The organism is Azospirillum sp. BE72, assembly GCF_031455875.1.
Taxonomy (GTDB): Bacteria; Pseudomonadota; Alphaproteobacteria; order Azospirillales; family Azospirillaceae; genus Azospirillum.
The window spans coordinates 729,032-747,230 of the sequence record NZ_JAVDTO010000002.1 but is presented as its reverse complement, the minus strand read 5'-3'; the positions used below and the strand labels follow the sequence as shown (position 1 = coordinate 747,230).

The window sequence follows — 18,199 nt, the reverse complement described above, 5'->3', positions numbered from 1 at the left end:
GCCCGTATTCGGCCGCTTTGCAACGGCGGGAGGGGCATAAAGCGGCCATTTGCCACGTCTGAAAGGCCTAGGGCCTGCGGAGGGGCCGGCCCCGCATGGTGGGTGCGGCACCCACCAAGGGGTTAGGGCAGAAGGGTGCGCAGTGCGATGTACAACCCATAGCCGGCACCGCCCAGCACCGCCCAGGCCCCCGCCGTCAATCCGATCCAGACCGCCAGCAGGCGAATGCCGCGCATCTTTTCCGGCCCGGCGCCGGGGCCGGCGGCCCCCAGCCCGCTTCGGTCCGCCGGCCGGCCGCTTGCGGCGTGCCCCGGACGGAGAGGTTGCGCGATCGTCGACTCCGGCGTGGTCAGGGAGGTGATGCTCATGGGCGGGTCTTCCGGCATCGGAGGGAGGGTGCTGTGTCACAAAAATATCCTTACGTGACGCTACACCACCTTTGCGCGGCGACGCTGTGCGAAAAAGCGGTAGTCCTGCCCTAACCTTGGTCGCGTGCCAACCAGTCGCGGCATAGGGCCTCCAGCGCGGCCACGCGGTGCCGGCTCCGACCTTTGGCGGTGGATTGGGCGGCGGCGGATTGGGCGGCAGTGGGCTGGGCGGCGAGGTCGAGGGTTGGCGGGCAGCGGGTCAGCAGCGCCGTGCCGCGGGCGGCGGCGATGGCGGCCAGCCGGTCCGCCACGTCGGCTCGGCCGGTGAACAGGACCAGCCGCAGCCCGGCCGCCAGCGCCCCCTGTGCCTCGCCGGCGCGGTCGCCGCAATCCAGCAGGCCGGCGATCTCCAGCCCGGGATGAGCCATGCGGACCCGTTCGACCACCCCGCGCAGCCACAGGGCGCCGGTCGCGGGGGGTGCCATCAGCACGAGAGGCTTCCCGGCCTGGTCGGCGGCGGCGGCGGCGGCCCGCGCATCGTCCAGGCCGCGAATCAGGATGGGGCGGAAGGGCGGAGGGACGGTCATCGGCACGTCGCGGCAGCGGGGGAGGGCAGCGCACTTTAACCGCGGCCGGCAGCGTCCGGAACGAGCGAATCGGAGATACGGCCGGGCGTGATCCTGCGGTTGAGAGAATTGAGGCAGGTCAAACCCTATGATCGCGGTCCCGGAGTATGGTCGGTCACATCGGACCCAATCTCTGGGGACAGGGTGCCAGCGCGCCGGGTCCGTTTCATGGGAATCGATCCCCCGGGAATGCCGCGATGATGGAATACAAGGGTTACAAGGCCCAGATCGACTTCGACAATGACGCGGGCGTCTTCGTCGGCGAGGTCATCAACACCCACGACGGCATCACCTTTTCCGGCCGGTCTGTGGATGAACTGCGCGAGTCCTTCCGCCGTGCGGTGGACGATTATCTCGACCTGTCCTGCGATATGGGCGGCGATGGGGAGCAGCCCTTTTCCGGCCGTATCTCCATCCGCATCAACCCCATCCTGCACCGGGCCATCGCCGACTGCGCCGCGCGCGAGGGCAAGAGCCTTTCCGCCTGGATCGCCGAATGCCTGGGGCGGGCGGCCGGAGTGGCGAAGGTGAAGGCGGGCTGAAAATTCGCAAATTGCGATGCCGATTGCCTGCGCCGGTCCGGCCGCATGGCATTTTGGCATTCGGGCTGCGGGTGGGGACTGCGCGCATGCATTGCGATGCGTGGGTATGTTCCTCTTGCCCAACTGGCATTGCACTTGCTCATATCTCCCCAAAGGAAGAAGGGGATTGGCTATGAGCGGACTGAAACTGACCCTGCGGGCGAAGCTCTGGGCTCTGGTCGTGCTGGCCGGCGCCATCTGCATCGCGCTCGCCGCCTCGGCGTTGTGGCTGAACCAGCGCAGCACGCTGGAGGACCGCAAGGAGACGCTGCGCTCCGTCGTGCAGACCGCCCATGGGCTCGCCGCCGGCTACGACGCCGAAGTGAAGGCCGGACGCCTGACCCGCGAGCAGGCGTTCGAGCGGTTCAAGGCGAACATCAACACGATGTTCTACAACGGCAAGGACTATATTTTCGTCCTCGGCACCGCTTACCAGGCAGTCATCCACCCGGTCCGCCCCGACGTGATCGGCAAGGACCAGCGTGACATGAAGGATGCCAACGGCGTCTTCTTCTCGCGCGAGATGGTCGACACCGCCCGCAACAAGGGCGAGGGCTTCGTCGGCTACAGCTATCCCAAGGCCGGCGGCGACCAGCCGCTGCCCAAGCTCAGCTACGTCAAGATGTTCGAGCCGTGGCAGGTGATCATCGGCACCGGCGTCTACATCGACGACCTCGACGTCCGCTTCATGCGCAGCCTGTGGACCATGGCGGCCATCGTCGGCGGGCTGGCCCTGCCGGTGGTGGCGCTGATCGCGCTGGTCGGCAACTCCATCAGCCGCCGCATCCGCCGCCTGTCCGACAGCATGCGCAGCCTCGCCGACGGCAACCTGTCGGCCGCCGTTCCCGAGACCGGCAGCCGCGACGAACTGGGCGACATGGGCCGCGCCGTGGAGGTGTTCAAGCTGAACGCCGAGGCGAGCCGGCGCCTGGAGGCCGAACAGGCCGAGGCCGCCCGCCGGGCGGAGGAAGACAAGCGGCAGGCGATGGACCGGCTGGCCGCCCGATTCGAAGGGACGGTCGGCGGCATGATCCGCTCGGTCTCCACCACCACCGACGCGCTGGGGCAGAAGGTGCAGGCCATGTCGCACGCGGCCGAGCAGACCAGCCAGCTCGCCGGGCTGGTGGCCAGCGCCAGCGACGGCACCGCCGCCAACGTGCAGACCGTGGCCGCGGCGTCGGAACAGCTGTCCAGCTCCATCGTCGAGATCGGACGGCAGGTGTCGGAGGCCAGCCGCGTCGCCAACGAGGCCGTCGGCATGGCACAGGAGGCGACCGGCCGCATCGGCAGCCTGGCCGAGGCGGTGGACCGGATCGGCACCGTGGTCGGGCTGATCAACTCCATCGCCGGCCAGACCAACCTGCTGGCGCTGAACGCCACCATCGAGGCGGCGCGGGCCGGCGAGGCGGGGAAGGGCTTCGCGGTGGTCGCCAGCGAGGTGAAGGCGCTGGCCAACCAGACGGCGAAGGCGACCGACGAGATCGGCGGCCAGATGAACGGCATCCAGTCGGTGACCGGTCTGGCGGTGACGGAGATCCAGAAGGTGTCCGCCGTCATCGAGCGGCTGAGCACCATCGCCACGACGATTTCCGCCGCGGTGGACCAGCAGAACGCCGCCACCGCGGAGATCTCCCGCTCGGTCCAGCAGGCCGCGGCCGGAACGGGGGAGGTGTCGTCGAGCATCTCCGGCGTCACCGCCGCATCCGACGAGAGCGGCCGCACCGCCCGCGAGTTGGTGGAGGCGCTGGGCAAGCTGTCGGAGGAGGCCGCCGGGCTGAACGCCCAGGTCGGCACTTTCCTGGCGACGGTGCGGGCGGCGTGAGAGTGCTGACAAAGCCCTTCTCCCCATCGCGGGGCGGGATCGGCCAAACGCCAACGGCGTTTTGCCGACCCGCGGGTTGGGATGAGGGGGCGGCCGCAGGCCGCGCGATAGGGACTGAGAATTGCCACCCCTCACCCCAACCCCTCTCCCACAGGGGGAGAGGGGCTTTGCTCAACCCCACCCAGCAAAAAGGGCGCCTCCCTTGCGGAAGGCGCCCTTTTCTTGGTACGGCGAGGCTTACTTGGCGTTGGCCATGGCGACGGCGGTGTCGCTCATGCGGTTGGAGAAGCCCCACTCGTTGTCGTACCAGGTCATGATGCGGACGAAGTTGCCGTCGATGACCTTGGTCTCGTTCAGCGCGAAGATCGAGCTGTGCGGGTCGTGGTTGAAGTCGGTCGAAACCAGATCTTCGGTGTAGGCGCTCAGCACGCCCTTCAGCGGGCCGTTGGCGGCGTCGGAGATCGCCTTGGTGATCTCCTCGACCGAGGTGGCGCGGCCGGCGGTGAACTTGAAGTCGACGACCGACACGTTCGGGGTCGGAACGCGCATGGCGGTGCCGTCCAGCTTGCCCTTCAGTTCCGGCAGCACCTTGCCGACGGCCTTGGCCGCACCGGTGGAGGTCGGGATCATGTTCAGGGCCGCCGCGCGGGCGCGGTGCAGGTCCTTGTGGTTGGTGTCGACGATCCGCTGGTCACCCGTGTAGGAGTGGATCGTGGTCATGAAGCCCTTCTCGATGCCCACCAGGTTGTGGAGGACATGGGCGACGGGCGCCAGGCAGTTGGTGGTGCACGACGCGTTCGAGACGATCTTGTGCTCGGCCGTCAGCTTGTCGTGGTTGACGCCGTAGACGACGGTGATGTCCTCGTCGGTGGCCGGAGCGGAGATCAGCACCTTCTCGGCGCCGGCTTCCAGATGCTTGGCGGCATCGGCGCGCTTGGTGAAGATGCCCGAGCATTCCATGGCGATCTGGACGCCCAGATCCTTCCACGGCAGCTTGGCCGGGTCACGCTCCTGCACGACCTTGATGGAGTGGCCGTTGACGATCAGGACGCCGTCGCCGGTCTCGATGGTGCCGGGGAAGCGGCCGTGGACGCTGTCGTACTTCAGCAGGTGCGCATTGGCCTTCAGATCGGCCAGGTCGTTGATCGCCACGACCTCCACGTCCTTGCGGCCGCTCTCGTAGATGGCGCGCAGAACCAGACGGCCGATGCGGCCAAAACCGTTGATCGCTACCCGTACAGCCATGACTTCCTCCAGTTGGATATGGGGCGCCCGAATTCGGCTGGACGCCCCTTCGGCTTCTCTCAGAGACGCGCCTTTACGGCGTCCACGACCGCTTCGGCGGTGATGCCGAAGTGCTTGTACAGTTCCTGGTAGGGCGCCGATTCGCCGAAGCCGGCCATGCCGACGAAGGCGCCGTTCGCGCCCAGCCAGCGGTCCCAGCCCAGACGGATCGCCGCCTCGACGCCGACGCGCACGCCGGTGCCGAGCACCGATGCCTTGTACGCATCGTCCTGGCGCTCGAACAGTTCCCAACTCGGCATAGACACAACGGCGGTGCCGATGCCCTGGGCCTGCAGGGCCTTGCGGGCCTCCATCGCCAACGACACTTCCGAACCGGTGGCGAGGACGGTCGCCTTGCGCTCGCCCTCGGCTTCGGCCAGGACGTAGGCGCCGCGGGCCGACAGGTTTTCAGCCGTATGCTCGGTGCGCAGGGTGGGCACGTTCTGGCGGGTCAGCGCCAGGACCGACGGGGCGCCGGTGGCCTCCAGTGCGATCTGCCAGCACTCGGCGGTCTCGACTGCGTCGGCCGGGCGCAGCACCAGCAGGTTCGGGATGGCGCGCAGCGCCGCCAGATGCTCCACCGGCTGGTGGGTCGGGCCGTCTTCGCCGAGACCGATCGAATCGTGGGTCATCACGAAGATCGAGCGCTGCTTCATCAGCGCGGCGAGACGGATCGACGGACGGCAATAGTCGGCGAACTGCATGAAGGTGCCGCCGTAGGGGATAACGCCGCCATGCAGCGCCATGCCGTTCATCAGCGTCGCCATGCCGTGCTCGCGCACGCCGTAGCGGACGTAACGGCCGGCGAACTCGCCCTTGCCCTTCACGTCGGCGGTGTTCTTGACCTTGGTGTTGTTCGACGGGGTCAGGTCGGCGGAGCCGCCGATCATCTCCGGGATCGCCGGGACCAGGACCTCCAGCGTGTTGCCCGACGCGACGCGGGTCGCCCAGCTCGGCTTGTCGGCGCTGACCTTCTCCTTGAACGCGACGATGGCGTCGGTCAGGGCGGAGGGAACGCCGCGGCCGAAGGCCTCGTCGAAGGCCTTGCCGGCGGCCTCGGTCAGGCCGGCGCGGCGGCCGGTCCAGGCGGCGTACGCGTCGGTGCTGCGGGTACCGGCGGCGCGCCAGGCGGCCAGAACCTCGTCGGGAACGACGAAGGCCTCATGGGTCCAGCCGATGGCCTCGCGGGTCGCGGCGACCTCGTCGGCGCCCAGCGGCGAGCCGTGGCAGCCGTGGGTGTTGGCCTTGTTCGGCGCGCCCTTGCCAATGATGGTGCGGCAGGCGATCAGCGTCGGCTTGTCGGTGGAGGTCCTCGCCTGGGCGATGGCCTTGGTCACCGCGTCGGTGTCGTGGCCGTCGACGGCGATGGTGTTCCAGCCGTAGGAGCGGAAGCGCGCCTGGGTGTCGTCGGTGAAGCTGAGGTCGGTCGAGCCGTCGATGGAGATGTGGTTGTCGTCCCACAGCACGATCAGGCGGTTCAGCCCGAGATGGCCGGCCAGCGAGCAGGCCTCGTGGCTGACGCCCTCCATCAGGTCGCCGTCCGAGGCGATGACGTAGGTGTAGTGGTCGATCAGCTCGTCGCCGAAGCGGGCGTTGGTGATCCGCTCCGCCAGCGCCATGCCAACGGCGGTGGAGACGCCCTGGCCCAGCGGGCCGGTGGTCATCTCGATGCCCAGGCTGGGATCGACTTCCGGGTGGCCGGGGGTCAGGCTGCCCAGCTGGCGGAAGCGCTTGATCTCGTCGATGGTCATCCGCTCGTAGCCGGTCAGGTAGGCCAGCGAGTAGATCAGCATCGACCCGTGGCCGGCCGACAGCACGAAGCGGTCGCGGTCGGGCCAGGACGGGTTCTTCGGATCGAACTTCAGGAACTGGGTGAACAGGACCGTGGCGACGTCGGCCATGCCCATCGGCATGCCGGGGTGGCCGGACTTCGCGGCCTCGACCGCGTCCATGGAGAGCGCGCGGATCGCGCTGGCCATCGTGTGGAGGGAGGGCTGGGCGGAGGCAGCGGACATCTGGCGTTTCCTGCGGGGTCGGGCGCGGTTGCGGCGTCGGCGACGATGCCAAGTCAACGGGTGTGGCGCGGTCGCCGGATGAGGCGCCGCGAAACGGGCGCACCATGCAGAACCGCCGTCCGCAGGTCAACATGGGAATGGGGTAGGAAATGGTATGGCAGAGGCCCTTCTTCCGTGTGAGATGTTTCCGGCGGGATACCGTCGCTGCACCAGAGTGTCCGCTGCGGCCTTCCGTCACGCCCCGGTATTCCGTATGGGCATTCGGTGGAAGAGTCCGTCGTGACGGTTGACGAGGTCGGCGTGCCGGCCCAACTCTAGGCGCTCCGAACGGCAGCGGCTCGGCTTGGCGGACAGCCGGGGCGGGACCGATGTCCAGTGAACATGACGTGCCCACAGGTCGAGGTTGACGTCCATGGATTCCCTGAAAGCCGCTCTCGACCGTCTCGGCCGTGCCGTGGACCGGCTGGAACATGCCGCTGCGGCGCGCGAGGAGCGGGTCGGCCGGCGCGAGCAGGACCTGTCGCAGGCGCTGGAAACCGCGCGGGCCGATCGCGCGACCGCCCAGGCCACCGCAGAGGCGGTGTCCCAGCGGCTGGAGGTCGCCATCGCCCGGCTGCAACAAGTGCTGGAGAGCTGACGCCATGGCCCAGGTCGACATCGAAGTGAACGGCCGTTTCTATCGCATGCTGTGCGAGGACGGGCAGGAGGCGAGGCTGCGGGAACTGGCGGCTTACGTCGACGACCGGCTGCGCCGTCTGACCGGCGGCGGGCGCAGCGGGTCGGAGGCGCAGATGATGCTGATGACCTGCCTGGTGCTGGCCGACGAGTTGCAGGACGTGATGTCCAACAAGGGGATCGCCCCCGCCGTGGACGAGGTCGCGGTGGTCGGCGAACTCGATCGTGTCGCAAAACGCATCGAAGAGGTTGCCGCGCGGCTCGAGCGCGCCTAGATTGGTACACGGAAGGACCGCTGCCTGGTTCGACAGGCTGCAATAATCCCCAGGGCCGATAACCTTGATCTCTAGGGAGCTGTCCCTGTCCGGCCCATCGGGCCGGGTATATGGCGCCCACCTGCTCATGCAGGCCATGGAGGATAGGCACATGGCCACCGGCCAAGGCGGCACCTTCCACCTTCTTCTCCCCGCCCGCAGTCCGCGATGACCGATCCGCAAGCCAAGGACGCCGCCCGACGCGAGGCGCGCGCCCGGCGCGACGCCATCGCCGACACCGACCGCCCCTCAGCATCCGCCGCCGTGCGCGACCGCATCGCCGAACTGGCGCGCGGCGGTCATCTGCCGCGCGGCGACGCCGGGGGATATTGGCCGCTCGGCTCCGAACTCGACGCGCGGCCGGCTTTGCTCCATCTTAAACACCTTGGTCACTCCGTCGGGCTACCGGTCTCTGGGCCGCGCGGCACCGCGCTGGTCTTTCGGGATTGGGATCCGGAGGTACCGATGGCGGCCGGCCGTTACGGCATTCAGGAGCCGGCGGAGGGTCGTGCCGTGCTGCGCCCGTCGCTGCTGCTGGTGCCGATGCTGGCCTTCGACCGCGACGGGCACCGGCTGGGCTATGGCGCCGGCTATTACGACCGGACGCTGGACGGCCTGCGGGCGGGTGGGGCGGTTCTGGCGGTGGGCGTGGCCTTCGCGGTGCAGGAAATGCCGGCGGTGCCGGTGGACGGCCATGACGAGCGGCTGGACTGGATCGTGACGGAGCGGGAAACGCTCCGCATTCATAAGTGAGATTATCGGGAAGGTTGGGGCGATGCGGATTCTGTTCTTCGGCGACGTGGTGGGCCGGGCCGGGCGCGATGCGGTGCTGGCGCACATGCCGATGCTGCGCGAGCGGCTGGACCCCGACCTGACCGTGGTGAACGGCGAGAATTCCGCCGGCGGCTATGGCGTCACCGTCAAGATCGCCGAGGAGTTCTTCGCCGCCGGTATCGACGTGGTGACGCTGGGCAACCACACCTGGGACCAGAAGGAACTGGTCGGCACCATCGAGCAGCAGCCGCGCATCATCCGCCCGCTGAACTACCCGGAGGGCACGCCCGGCCGCGGCTTCGTCCTGCTGCAGGCGCGCGGCGGGCGCAAGGTGCTGGTGGTGAACGTGCTGCTTCGCCTGTTCATGGAGCCGATGGACGACCCCTTCGCCGCGGTCGACCGGGTGCTGAAGGCGCACCGGCTGGGACCGGGGGGTGTCGATGCCGTGCTGGTCGACATGCATGGCGAGGCGACCAGCGAGAAGATGATCATGGGCCATTTCTGCGACGGCCGCGCCTCGCTGGTGGTGGGCACCCACAGCCATGTGCCGACGGCCGACCACATGGTGCTGCCGAAGGGGACCGCCTATCAGTCGGACGCTGGCATGTGCGGCGATTACGACAGCGCCATCGGCATGAAGAAGGAGGTGGCGCTGGCCAAGATGGTGCGCAAGCTGCCGACCGAGCGGCTGTCCCCGGCAGAAGGGGAGGGCACCGTCTGCGGCTGCTACGTCGAGACCGACGACCGCAGCGGGTTGGCTGTCCGTATCGAACCGTTGCGCATCGGCGGACGGCTGAGCCAGACTTTGCCGGAGCGGATGCAGTAGGGCGTCGCAGCTCTGGCGCGGCCGCGCCGCAATCTCGCCATATTGACTTTCTAATCCCGTGGGTGTCGTCTCCCGCGCCGAAAAGGTGCGGTGGGGCGGCAGACCTGTTACATGTGTCGTGCGCTCACCCCGCCCGATTGACCATCTTCCGTTTCGAGGCTCGTTCGACCCATGGCCGGTCATTCCCAGTTCAAGAACATCATGCACCGCAAGGGCGCGCAGGACGCCAAGCGGTCCAAGATCTTCAACAAGCTCGCCCGCGAGATCACCGTCGCCGCCAAGAGCGGCCTGCCGGACCCGGCGGCCAACCCGCGCCTGCGCGCCGCCATCCTGGCCGGACGCGCGCAGAACATGCCGCGCGACCGCATCGACCGCGCCATCAAGCAGGGCACGCCCGGTGGCGGCGACGACGCGAATTATGAAGAGGTGCGGTACGAGGGCTATGGTCCCGGCGGCGTCGCCCTGATCGTCGAGGCGCTGACCGACAACCGCAACCGCACCGCCGCGGAAGTGCGCTCCAGCTTCACCAAGTACGGCGGCAGCCTGGGTGAGACCAACTCGGTCAGCTTCATGTTCAGCCGCATCGGCGCGATCTATTACCCGGCCGCCGCGGCGGATGCCGACGCCGTGTTCGAGGTGGCGCTGGAGGCCGGTGCCGACAACGTCGAATCCGACGAACAGGGGCATGAGGTCACCACGACCGTCGAGAACTTCGGCGCCGTGCGCGACGCGCTGGAGGCCAAGTTCGGCGGTGCGGAGAGCGCGCGGCTGACCTGGCGTCCGCTGAACACCGTCGCGCCGTCCGAGGATGCCGCAGCCAGCCTGCTGAAGCTGCTGGACGTGCTGGAGGACAACGACGACGTCCAGGTGGTCGAAGGCAACTTCGACATCTCCGACGAGCTGATGCAGAAGCTGACCGCGTAACATCGACGCGGGTCTTGCGAGCGGAGTACGGGTGCCGTGTTTGCCCATGCCGGACGGCCCGGACGGACTGATGCGACGGTGCCTTCGCCGGTGCGGCTGCTGGGGATCGACCCCGGCCTGCGCCACACCGGCTGGGGCATCATCGACGTGGCGGGCAACCGCCTGAGCCACGTCGCCGACGGCGCGGTGCATTCCGACGACCGCTGCCCGCTGGCCGAGCGGCTGGTGCAGCTCCACGACGCGCTGTCGGCGGTGGTGGAGCGCTACCGCCCCGACGAAGCGGCGGTGGAGGAGACCTTCGTCAACAGCAACGCGGTCTCGACCCTGAAGCTGGGGCAGGCGCGTGCCGTGGCCCTGCTGGTGCCGGCCCAGGCCGGGCTGGCGGTGGCGGAATACGCCAACAACATGGTCAAGAAGGCGGTTGTCGGCCAGGGCCGCGCCGAGAAGGCGCAGGTCCAGACGATGGTGCGCCTGCTGCTGCCGGGTTGCGAGATCGGCAGCCCGGATGCCGCCGACGCGCTGGCCGTGGCGATCTGCCACGCGCACCACCGCGCCAGCTGGACGATGTGGCGGCGGGGGGCGGGCGTTTCGCCACCGGCGCAACAGGCCCTCTCCCGCCCCGGGAGAGGGAAGGGACCCGCCGCAGGCGGGGAGGGTGAGGGGCTGTCCGTTCCGCCGCTCGCCAAACACGCCAAGCGCCTCCCTACACCCCAGGAAAACGAACGCGCCCGCGTGCTTCGCCGCGACTCCACGGAAGTGGAAAAGATGCTGTGGCAGAAGCTGCGGAACGGCCAACTGGGGGCGAAATTCCGGCGGCAGGAACCTATATTCGGCTTTACCGTCGATTTCGTCTCGCACGACCACCGGCTCATCATCGAATTGGATGGCGGCCAGCATGCGGAGCAGCGCGCCGCCCATGACGAGCGGCGCACCAGGATGTTGGAGCAGGCCGGTTTTCGCATCATGCGGTTCTGGAACAATGATGTCGGCGACAACCTCGACGGTGTCCTGACGACGATCAAGGCGCGCCTGGACGAAACTTCCGTCCTGCGGCGGCCGGTCGCCGCGGCGAACCCCTCACCCGGCCCTGCGGGCCAACCTCTCCCGGGGCGGGAGAGGGATTCGGAGTCCTGATCCATGATCGCCAAGCTGACCGGCATCGTCGATTCCACCGGCACCGACTGGGTCGTGCTCGACGTGAACGGCGTCGGTTACCTGTTGTCCTGCTCCAACCGCACGCTGTCGCGCATGGCGGTGGGGGAGCGGGCGTCGCTGGTGGTCGAGACCTTCATCCGCGAGGAGCGCATCGTCCTGCACGGCTTCGGCGATCAGGCGGAGCGGGAGTGGTTCAAGCTGCTGACCACCATCCAGGGCGTCGGCGCCCGGCTGGCGCTGTCGATCCTCGGCGTGCTCGACCCCGACCAGCTGACCCGCGCCATAGCCTCGCAGGACAAGACCGCGCTGGTGCGCGCCGACGGCGTCGGGCCGAAGGTGGCGGCGCGCATCCTCAACGAACTCAAGGACAAGGTCGGCAATCTGGCGCTCGGCCCCGCGGCGACAGCGGGTGCGCCGGCCGGCAAGGGTGCCCCCGCCGCCGTTCCGGGCGCCAGCCCGGCGCTGGCCGACGCGGTGTCGGCGCTGGTCAATCTCGGCTATGGCCGGTCGGAGGCCTTCGGCGCGGTCGTCGCCGCCGGGCGGGTGCTGGGCGATGACGCCGGCGTGTCCGATCTGATCCGCCAGGGCCTCAAGGAACTGAGCCAATGAGCGACCCCCAAAACGATCGTCTGGTCCAGCCGGGCCAGGGCCACGGCGATTCGGCCGAGGCGTCGATCCGTCCGCTGTCGCTCGCCGAGTTCATCGGCCAGCGCCAGGCGCGCGAGAACCTGTCGATCTTCATCCAGGCCGCCCGCTCCCGCAACGAGGCGCTGGACCATGTGCTGCTGTTCGGGCCCCCCGGCCTGGGCAAGACCACGCTGGCGCAGATCGTGGCGCGCGAGCTGGGGGTGGGCTTCCGCGCCACCTCCGGGCCGGTCATCGCGCGGGCCGGCGATCTGGCGGCGCTGCTGACCAACCTGCAGCCGCACGACGTCCTCTTCATCGACGAGATTCATCGCCTTAATCCCGCCGTGGAAGAGGTGCTCTATCCCGCCATGGAGGATTTCCAGCTCGACCTCATCATCGGCGAAGGCCCGTCGGCGCGGTCCATCCGGATCGACCTGCCGCCCTTCACCCTTGTCGGCGCCACGACGCGCAGCGGCCTGATCACGCGGCCCCTGCGCGAACGCTTCGGCATTCCCGTGCGCCTGCAATTCTATGAGCCGGACGAGCTGGAACTGATCGTGCGCCGTGCCGCCGGTGTGCTCGGCATGGGCATCACGCCGGAGGGCGCGCGCGAGATCGCCAACCGGTCGCGCGGCACGCCGCGCGTGTCGGGCCGCCTGCTGCGCCGGGTGCGTGATTTCGCCGCAGTGGCGGGCGTCGAGGAGGTCGACAAGCGCGTCGCCGATGCCGCGCTGACCCGGCTGGAGGTCGACCGGCTGGGGCTGGACAGCATGGACCGGCGCTACTTGGGGCTGGTCGCCAACAACTATGGCGGCGGGCCGGTCGGGGTGGAGACGCTGGGCGCGGCGCTGGGCGAACAGCGCGACGTTCTGGAGGAGGTGGTTGAGCCCTACCTGATCCAGCAGGGCTTCCTGCAGCGCACGCCGCGCGGGCGCATGCTGACCGACCAGGGCTTCCGCTATCTCGGCCTCAACCCGCCGAACGCGCCGATCCGGCAGCTCGACCTGCTGGACCGGGTTCCGGATCCGACGGAAGGGGATGGCGATGAGTAACGCAGCCGCCTCCCTCTCCGGCCCCTCCCTCTCCGGCTGGTTCGCGGAGGACGGCACGCACCGCTATCCGCTGCGGGTCTATTACGAGGACACCGACGCGGGCGGCATCGTTTATCACGCCAACTACCTCCGCTTTGCGGAGCGGGCGCGGACGGAGATGCTGTACCTGATGGGCTTCCGTCAGAAGGAGATGGCGGAGGGTTCGGGCGATGTCACAGGTGTGTCATTTGCGGTACGGCGTCTGACCATCGATTTTGACGCGCCTGCCAAGCTGGAGGACACCCTTGAAGTGGAAACCCGAATCGTCGATATCCGCGGTGCCTCCTTCGCAGTTGCACAAGTCATCCGCCGCGACGGTCGCGTGCTGGCGCGCGCCGACCTGCAACTGGTGACGATCAACCGGGCCGGGCGGGCCGTGCGCCTGCCGGACCCGGTGAAAGCGGCGATGGAGACGTTGCATGCAAAGCAATCCTCTTCACTGCCTGCCTGACCGTTCGACCCTTTCCCTTCCACTCCCCGTGCCAACAGCGCAAACGCGAGATTGACTGCGATGGACGCCCTGCAAACCGCCCAACTGGCCGGCAACGCCGCCGCCACGACGGCACATGAGATCACCATCCTTGGCCTGTTCTGGCAGGCGGATGCGGTCGTCAAGATCGTGATGCTGATGCTCATCGTCGCCTCGGTCTGGTGCTGGGCGATCATCATCGAGAAGCTGATGCGCATCCGCCGCCTGAACGCCCAGGCCGACGCCTTCGAGGAGGCATTTTGGTCCGGCGGCTCGCTGGACGCGCTGTACGACCGCATCGGCCAGTCGCCGGCCGACCCGATGGCCGCGACCTTCGCCGCCGGCATGCGCGAATGGCGCCACGCCGCCGACCGCGGCATCGCCGGCACCATGAAGGGCTCGCTGCAGCAGCGGGTGGAGCGGGTGATGGCGGTGACCATCGGCCGCGAGATGGCGCGGGCCGAGCGCTACATGACCTTCCTGGCCTCGGTGGGTTCGACGGCTCCCTTCATCGGGCTGTTCGGCACGGTGTGGGGCATCATGAACTCCTTCACCTCCATCGCCGGATCGGGCAACACCAGCCTCGCCGTGGTGGCGCCCGGCATCGCCGAGGCGCTGTTCGCCACCGCGATGGGCCTGCTGGCCGCCATCCCGGCGGTGCTCTCCTACAACAAGTTCTCCACCGACCTCGGCCGCTACGCCGACCGGCTGGACACCTTCTCGGGCGAGTTCTCGGCGATCCTGTCCCGCCACCTCGAGGAGCGGGGAGCCGCCTGAACCATGGCCGGACAACTCGCAGGCAAATCCCACGGGCGCGGCAAGCGCCGGGGCTATCGCGCGATGGCCGAGATCAACATGACGCCGTTCATCGACGTCATGCTGGTCCTGCTGATCGTCTTCATGGTGGCCGCCCCGATGCTGACCGTCGGCGTGCCGGTCGACCTGCCCAAGACCAATGCCGCTCCGCTGGAGCAGCAGAAGGATCCGCTGTTCGTCACCGTACAGACCGACGGCCGCGTCTTCGTGCAGGAGACGCCGGTCGAGTTGGGCAACATGGTGCCGCTGTTGATCGCGGTGACCAACAACAACCCCGAAGCCCGCATCCTGGTCCGCGGCGACGCCAAGATCGCCTATGGCAAGATGCTGGAGGTGATGGGCACCATGAGCGCCGCCGGCTTCAAGAAGGTCGGTCTGGTCGCCGAGATGCCGAACGGCCCGACCGCGTCCAGCGCGCGGGTCGGCGCACCCAAGCCGGCGCGTTGAGGCGGGCGGAACTCCCATGCGCAAGCCCCTGATCGCCTCGGCGGTGCTGCACGTCGCGCTGGTCGCGCTGATGGTGCTCGGCATGCCGCCCAGCGATCGCAAGCTCGAAATCGCCTCCTCGATCCCGATCGAGATCGTCGACGTCGGCGAGGTCACCGAGGCCGCCCGCGTCGAGAAGGGCGAACCGAAGCCGGCCGCCAACGCCGCGCCGCGTCCGCCCGTGCCCGAGGCGAAGCCGGCCCCGCCGGCTCCCGAACCGCCGGACGAGGAGGACGAACCGCCGCCTCCACCCCCGCCGCCTGCCAAGACGCCGGAGCCGCCGAAGGTCGCCCAGGTGCCGCCGCCCCCGCGCGAGCCGACGCCGCCGCCCAAGCCGGCCCCGACGCCCCCTCCGCCTCCGCCTCCGCCGCCACCCCCTCCGCCCCCGGATCCGGCGCCGTCGCCGACTCCCAAGCCGCCGGAGCCGCCGAAGCCTGAGCCTCCGAAACCGGAACCGCCCAAGCCCGAGCCGCCCAAGCCGGAACCGAAGAAGCCCGAGCCGCCGAAGCCGGAGCCGCCCAAACCGGAACCGCCGAAGGTCGAGCCGAAAAAGCCGGAGCCGCACAAGGAGCCGCCGAAGGAGCCGCCCAAGGAGGTTGCGAAGGCCGAGCCGACGAAGGACGCCGCCAAGGCCGATCCGAAGAAGCCGGACGCTCCCGCCAAGCAGCCGGAGAAGCCGTCGGCCAAGACCGACCCGCTGTCCGACCTGCTGTCGAATGTCGGGAAGATCAAGCCGTCGGACAACCCGAAGGCTGACGGCAAGGCATCGGCCAGCGCCAACAGCGACGCCAAGCCCAGCCAGAAGACCGCCTCGGCGGCTCCGGCCGGGGCGGCCAAGGCGACGACCGGTCCCGACCGGCCGTTCAAGCCGTCCGGCCGCGCGCTGGACGCCATCCGTGGGCAGCTGAGCAAGAACTGGAACTTCGACAGCGGCCGCAAGGACGCCGGGTCGATGCAGATCGAGATCCACGTCGAGGTCGGCCGCGACCACAGCGTGGTTCGCGCCTGGATCGACGACAAGTACAAGTCGCGCTACATGTCGGACGCCGCCTTCCGGGCGTCGGCCGATGCGGCGGTGCGCGCGGTCAAGCGGTCCAGCCCCCTGGAACTGCTGGCCAGCGAGTTCACGCCGCAGACTTATGAAGACTGGCGCTTCATCGTGTTCAATTTCGACCCGAGGGACATGTTCTGACCATGACGACGAAGACGAGGCTTCTGTTGAAGCTGGCCGGGGCCACCGGCGCGCTTCTCCTCTCCCTCGGCGTTGCCGCTCCGCAGGAGGCGCGCGCCGAGTTGCGCATCGACATCACGCGGGGCGTGTCCGAACCGCTGCCCATCGCGATCACCAGCTTCGCCGGTTCCGGCGGGCGCGATGCGCAGATGGGCGCCGACATCTCCAAGGTCATCTCCGACGACCTGGAGCGCTCTGGCCTGTTCAAGCCGCTGGACCCGCGCGGCTTCCTGCAGACCCCGGACCAGCTGCGCACCGGCGAGCCGCGCTACCAGGACTGGAAGGCGCTGGGCGCCCAGGCGCTGGTCGCCGGCAACACCACCACGGGCGCCGACGGCCGCATGAAGGTCGATTTCCGCCTGTGGGACGTCGCCGCCGGCCAGTACATGCAGGGGCTGAGCTACAGTGCCTCGCCGCAGGAATGGCGCCGCATCGCCCACATCGTGGCCGACGCCATCTACAAGCGCCTGACCGGCGAGGACGGCTATTTCGACACGCGCGTCGTCTATGTCGCCGAATCCGGCCCGGCGAACGCGCGCAAGAAGCAGCTGGCCATCATGGACCAGGACAGCGCCAACCATCAGTTCCTGACCGATGGGCAGACGCTCGTCCTGACGCCGCGCTTCTCGCCGACGTCGCAGGAAATCACGTACATGTCGTACTTCAACAAGAAGCCGCGCGTGTACCTGTTCAACATCGACACCGGCCGCCAGGAGGTCCTGGGCGACTTCCCCGGCATGACCTTCGCCCCGCGCTTCTCGCCGGACGGCAACAAGGTCATCATGTCGATGGCCCAGAACGGCAACACCGACATCTACACGCTGGACCTGCGCACCCGCCGCCAGACCCAGCTGACCGATGCGCCCGGCATCGACACCGGTCCCAGCTATTCGCCGGACGGCCAGCGGATCGTCTTCGAATCGGACCGCGGCGGCACGCAGCAGCTCTACACCATGAGCGCCGACGGGTCGGGCGTGAAGCGTCTGACCTTCGGCGAGGGCCGGTACGGAACGCCGGTGTGGTCGCCGCGCGGCGACCTGATCGCATTCACGCGCCAGCGTGGTAGCAGCTTTGCAATCGGCGTAATCCGTCCGGATGGGACGGGAGAACGAATCCTGACCGAGTCGTTCCACGTCGAAGGCCCGACCTGGGCGCCGAACGGCCGTGTTCTCATGTTCTTCAAGGACTTGCCGTCGGGCGATGGCCGTGGCCGCAATGCCAAGCTGTACAGCATCGACATCACCGGCGCCAACGAGCGCCGCGTCAGCAGCCCGGTCGACGCGTCGGACCCCGCGTGGTCGCCCTTGATTCCCTAGTGGAGTAGCCCTATTTTGCGGCCACGCGAGAGCAATGCTCAAGACATAGGTCGGACGTCGTCTTTTCGTCGGGGCTTGGCGGAAAGAAGCGGTTCTCGCGCTGACTAAGAATCCGACCAATCAACAAGTTTCGTTCAAGGGGTCCCTGAACATGCGTATGAAGTTCCTCGCTCTCGCCGCGGTCGCTCTGCTCGCCGCTTGCGAATCCACTCCGAACGACGCCGCCAACGGCGCGAACACCGGTGCCCAGCAGACCTCGGTCCGCCCGGGCTCGGCGGAAGATTTCGTCGTCAACGTCGGCGACCGCGTCTTCTTCGGCCTGGACCGCTACGACCTGTCGCCGGAGGCTCGCGCCACCCTGGACCGTCAGGCCAAGTGGCTGCAGACCTACGGCTCGGTCACCGTCACCGTCGAGGGCCATGCCGACGAGCGCGGCACCCGCGAGTACAACCTGGCTCTCGGTGAGCGCCGCGCCAACTCGGTGAAGAACTACCTGGCCGCCAAGGGCATCACCCCGAACCGCGTCAATGTCGTGTCCTACGGCAAGGAGCGTCCGGCGGTGGTTGGCTCGAACGAGGCCGCCTGGTCGCAGAACCGCCGTGGCGTGACCGTCGTCAACTGATGACGCCGGTCCCCGCCTGACGGGGAATGGAGACAAGGCGCCGCCGCCGGGCAACCGGTGCGGCGCCTTTTCTTTTGGCGGCAGAGCTTCCCGGCACAGACATAGGACGACGGCGGTTCTTTGCGCCGCCGCGAAACTTCTGCTAAACAGCGGCCATTGCGTCGCCTTTTTCGTTTG

At 68.5% G+C, this 18,199-nt stretch carries 20 protein-coding genes, 1 other RNA gene and 1 pseudogene; 18 read left to right on the top strand and 4 right to left on the bottom strand.

Annotated features, from left to right (window positions below; all coding sequences use genetic code 11):
- Positions 1-122: 122 nt before the first annotated feature.
- Both J2Y49_RS09615 and J2Y49_RS09610 read right to left on the bottom strand, forming a co-directional pair.
- The gene (locus J2Y49_RS09615) at positions 123-368 is read right to left on the bottom strand and encodes a hypothetical protein (protein WP_310114412.1); all 246 of its coding nucleotides are present in this window, start codon (positions 366-368) and stop codon (positions 123-125) included.
- Between the two features lie 110 nt (positions 369-478).
- Complete coding sequence (locus tag J2Y49_RS09610; RefSeq protein ID WP_310114410.1) at positions 479-955, bottom strand: hypothetical protein; 477 nt, start codon at positions 953-955, stop codon at positions 479-481.
- A gap of 236 nt (positions 956-1,191) precedes the next feature.
- Between J2Y49_RS09610 and J2Y49_RS09605 the strand changes: the two genes are divergently transcribed.
- Entirely contained in the window at positions 1,192-1,536 is a 345-nt protein-coding gene (locus J2Y49_RS09605) for a type II toxin-antitoxin system HicB family antitoxin (protein ID WP_310114408.1), read from the top strand.
- Positions 1,537-1,708: 172 nt separating this feature from the next.
- The gene (locus tag J2Y49_RS09600) at positions 1,709-3,397 is read left to right on the top strand and encodes a cache domain-containing protein (protein ID WP_310114407.1); all 1,689 of its coding nucleotides are present in this window, start codon (positions 1,709-1,711) and stop codon (positions 3,395-3,397) included.
- A gap of 237 nt (positions 3,398-3,634) precedes the next feature.
- Here J2Y49_RS09600 and gap read toward each other — a convergent pair whose 3' ends face one another.
- Together gap and tkt are read right to left on the bottom strand one after the other, a co-directional pair.
- Entirely contained in the window at positions 3,635-4,642 is a 1,008-nt protein-coding gene (gene gap, locus J2Y49_RS09595; RefSeq protein WP_310114405.1) for a type I glyceraldehyde-3-phosphate dehydrogenase, read from the bottom strand.
- Between the two features lie 59 nt (positions 4,643-4,701).
- A complete protein-coding gene (tkt, locus tag J2Y49_RS09590) occupies positions 4,702-6,696 on the bottom strand; it encodes a transketolase (protein WP_310114402.1) in 1,995 nt (664 codons plus the stop codon).
- 412 nt (positions 6,697-7,108) lie between these two features.
- Between tkt and J2Y49_RS09585 the strand changes: the two genes are divergently transcribed.
- The 16 genes and pseudogenes from J2Y49_RS09585 to pal all read left to right on the top strand — a co-directional run bounded on the left by J2Y49_RS09585 (position 7,109) and on the right by pal (position 18,022).
- Positions 7,109-7,333 carry a hypothetical protein gene (locus tag J2Y49_RS09585; protein ID WP_310114400.1) on the top strand — a complete coding sequence of 75 codons (225 nt, stop codon included), beginning with the start codon at positions 7,109-7,111 and terminating at the stop codon, positions 7,331-7,333.
- Positions 7,334-7,337: 4 nt separating this feature from the next.
- On the top strand, positions 7,338-7,646 hold the full coding sequence (locus J2Y49_RS09580; protein ID WP_310114398.1) for a cell division protein ZapA: 309 nt from the start codon (positions 7,338-7,340) through the stop codon (positions 7,644-7,646).
- A 14-nt stretch (positions 7,647-7,660) separates the two neighbouring features.
- Positions 7,661-7,824, top strand: a non-coding RNA gene (gene ssrS, locus J2Y49_RS09575) — 6S RNA.
- Positions 7,825-7,853: 29 nt separating this feature from the next.
- Entirely contained in the window at positions 7,854-8,438 is a 585-nt protein-coding gene (locus J2Y49_RS09570) for a 5-formyltetrahydrofolate cyclo-ligase (protein WP_310114396.1), read from the top strand.
- A 22-nt stretch (positions 8,439-8,460) separates the two neighbouring features.
- Complete coding sequence (locus tag J2Y49_RS09565) at positions 8,461-9,285, top strand: TIGR00282 family metallophosphoesterase (protein ID WP_310114394.1); 825 nt, start codon at positions 8,461-8,463, stop codon at positions 9,283-9,285.
- Positions 9,286-9,456: 171 nt separating this feature from the next.
- Positions 9,457-10,209, top strand: a complete 753-nt coding sequence (locus J2Y49_RS09560) for a YebC/PmpR family DNA-binding transcriptional regulator (protein ID WP_310114392.1) — start codon at positions 9,457-9,459, stop codon at positions 10,207-10,209.
- A gap of 90 nt (positions 10,210-10,299) precedes the next feature.
- Positions 10,300-10,767, top strand: a pseudogene (gene ruvC, locus J2Y49_RS09555) (crossover junction endodeoxyribonuclease RuvC); the annotation flags it as partial.
- A 6-nt stretch (positions 10,768-10,773) separates the two neighbouring features.
- The gene (locus J2Y49_RS09550; RefSeq protein ID WP_310114981.1) at positions 10,774-11,343 is read left to right on the top strand and encodes a DUF559 domain-containing protein; all 570 of its coding nucleotides are present in this window, start codon (positions 10,774-10,776) and stop codon (positions 11,341-11,343) included.
- 3 nt (positions 11,344-11,346) lie between these two features.
- Positions 11,347-11,973, top strand: coding sequence for a Holliday junction branch migration protein RuvA (gene ruvA, locus J2Y49_RS09545; protein WP_252137148.1), 627 nt, complete (start codon positions 11,347-11,349; stop codon positions 11,971-11,973).
- A complete protein-coding gene (ruvB, locus tag J2Y49_RS09540) occupies positions 11,970-13,043 on the top strand; it encodes a Holliday junction branch migration DNA helicase RuvB (protein ID WP_149223226.1) in 1,074 nt (357 codons plus the stop codon). Before ruvA ends, ruvB begins: the two co-directional genes overlap by 4 nt.
- Positions 13,036-13,533 (top strand): tol-pal system-associated acyl-CoA thioesterase, encoded by a 498-nt coding sequence (gene ybgC, locus J2Y49_RS09535; protein ID WP_310114390.1) that lies wholly within the window; start codon positions 13,036-13,038, stop codon positions 13,531-13,533. Before ruvB ends, ybgC begins: the two co-directional genes overlap by 8 nt.
- A 60-nt stretch (positions 13,534-13,593) precedes the next feature.
- On the top strand, positions 13,594-14,328 hold the full coding sequence (gene tolQ / locus J2Y49_RS09530; protein WP_149223228.1) for a protein TolQ: 735 nt from the start codon (positions 13,594-13,596) through the stop codon (positions 14,326-14,328).
- 3 nt (positions 14,329-14,331) lie between these two features.
- Positions 14,332-14,814 carry a biopolymer transporter ExbD gene (locus J2Y49_RS09525; RefSeq protein ID WP_109074590.1) on the top strand — a complete coding sequence of 161 codons (483 nt, stop codon included), beginning with the start codon at positions 14,332-14,334 and terminating at the stop codon, positions 14,812-14,814.
- Positions 14,815-14,830: 16 nt separating this feature from the next.
- On the top strand, positions 14,831-16,045 hold the full coding sequence (locus J2Y49_RS09520) for a hypothetical protein (RefSeq protein WP_310114389.1): 1,215 nt from the start codon (positions 14,831-14,833) through the stop codon (positions 16,043-16,045).
- Positions 16,046-16,047: 2 nt separating this feature from the next.
- Complete coding sequence (tolB, locus tag J2Y49_RS09515; protein WP_310114387.1) at positions 16,048-17,400, top strand: Tol-Pal system beta propeller repeat protein TolB; 1,353 nt, start codon at positions 16,048-16,050, stop codon at positions 17,398-17,400.
- Between the two features lie 151 nt (positions 17,401-17,551).
- The gene (gene pal, locus J2Y49_RS09510) at positions 17,552-18,022 is read left to right on the top strand and encodes a peptidoglycan-associated lipoprotein Pal (protein WP_149223232.1); all 471 of its coding nucleotides are present in this window, start codon (positions 17,552-17,554) and stop codon (positions 18,020-18,022) included.
- Positions 18,023-18,199: the final 177 nt, after the last annotated feature.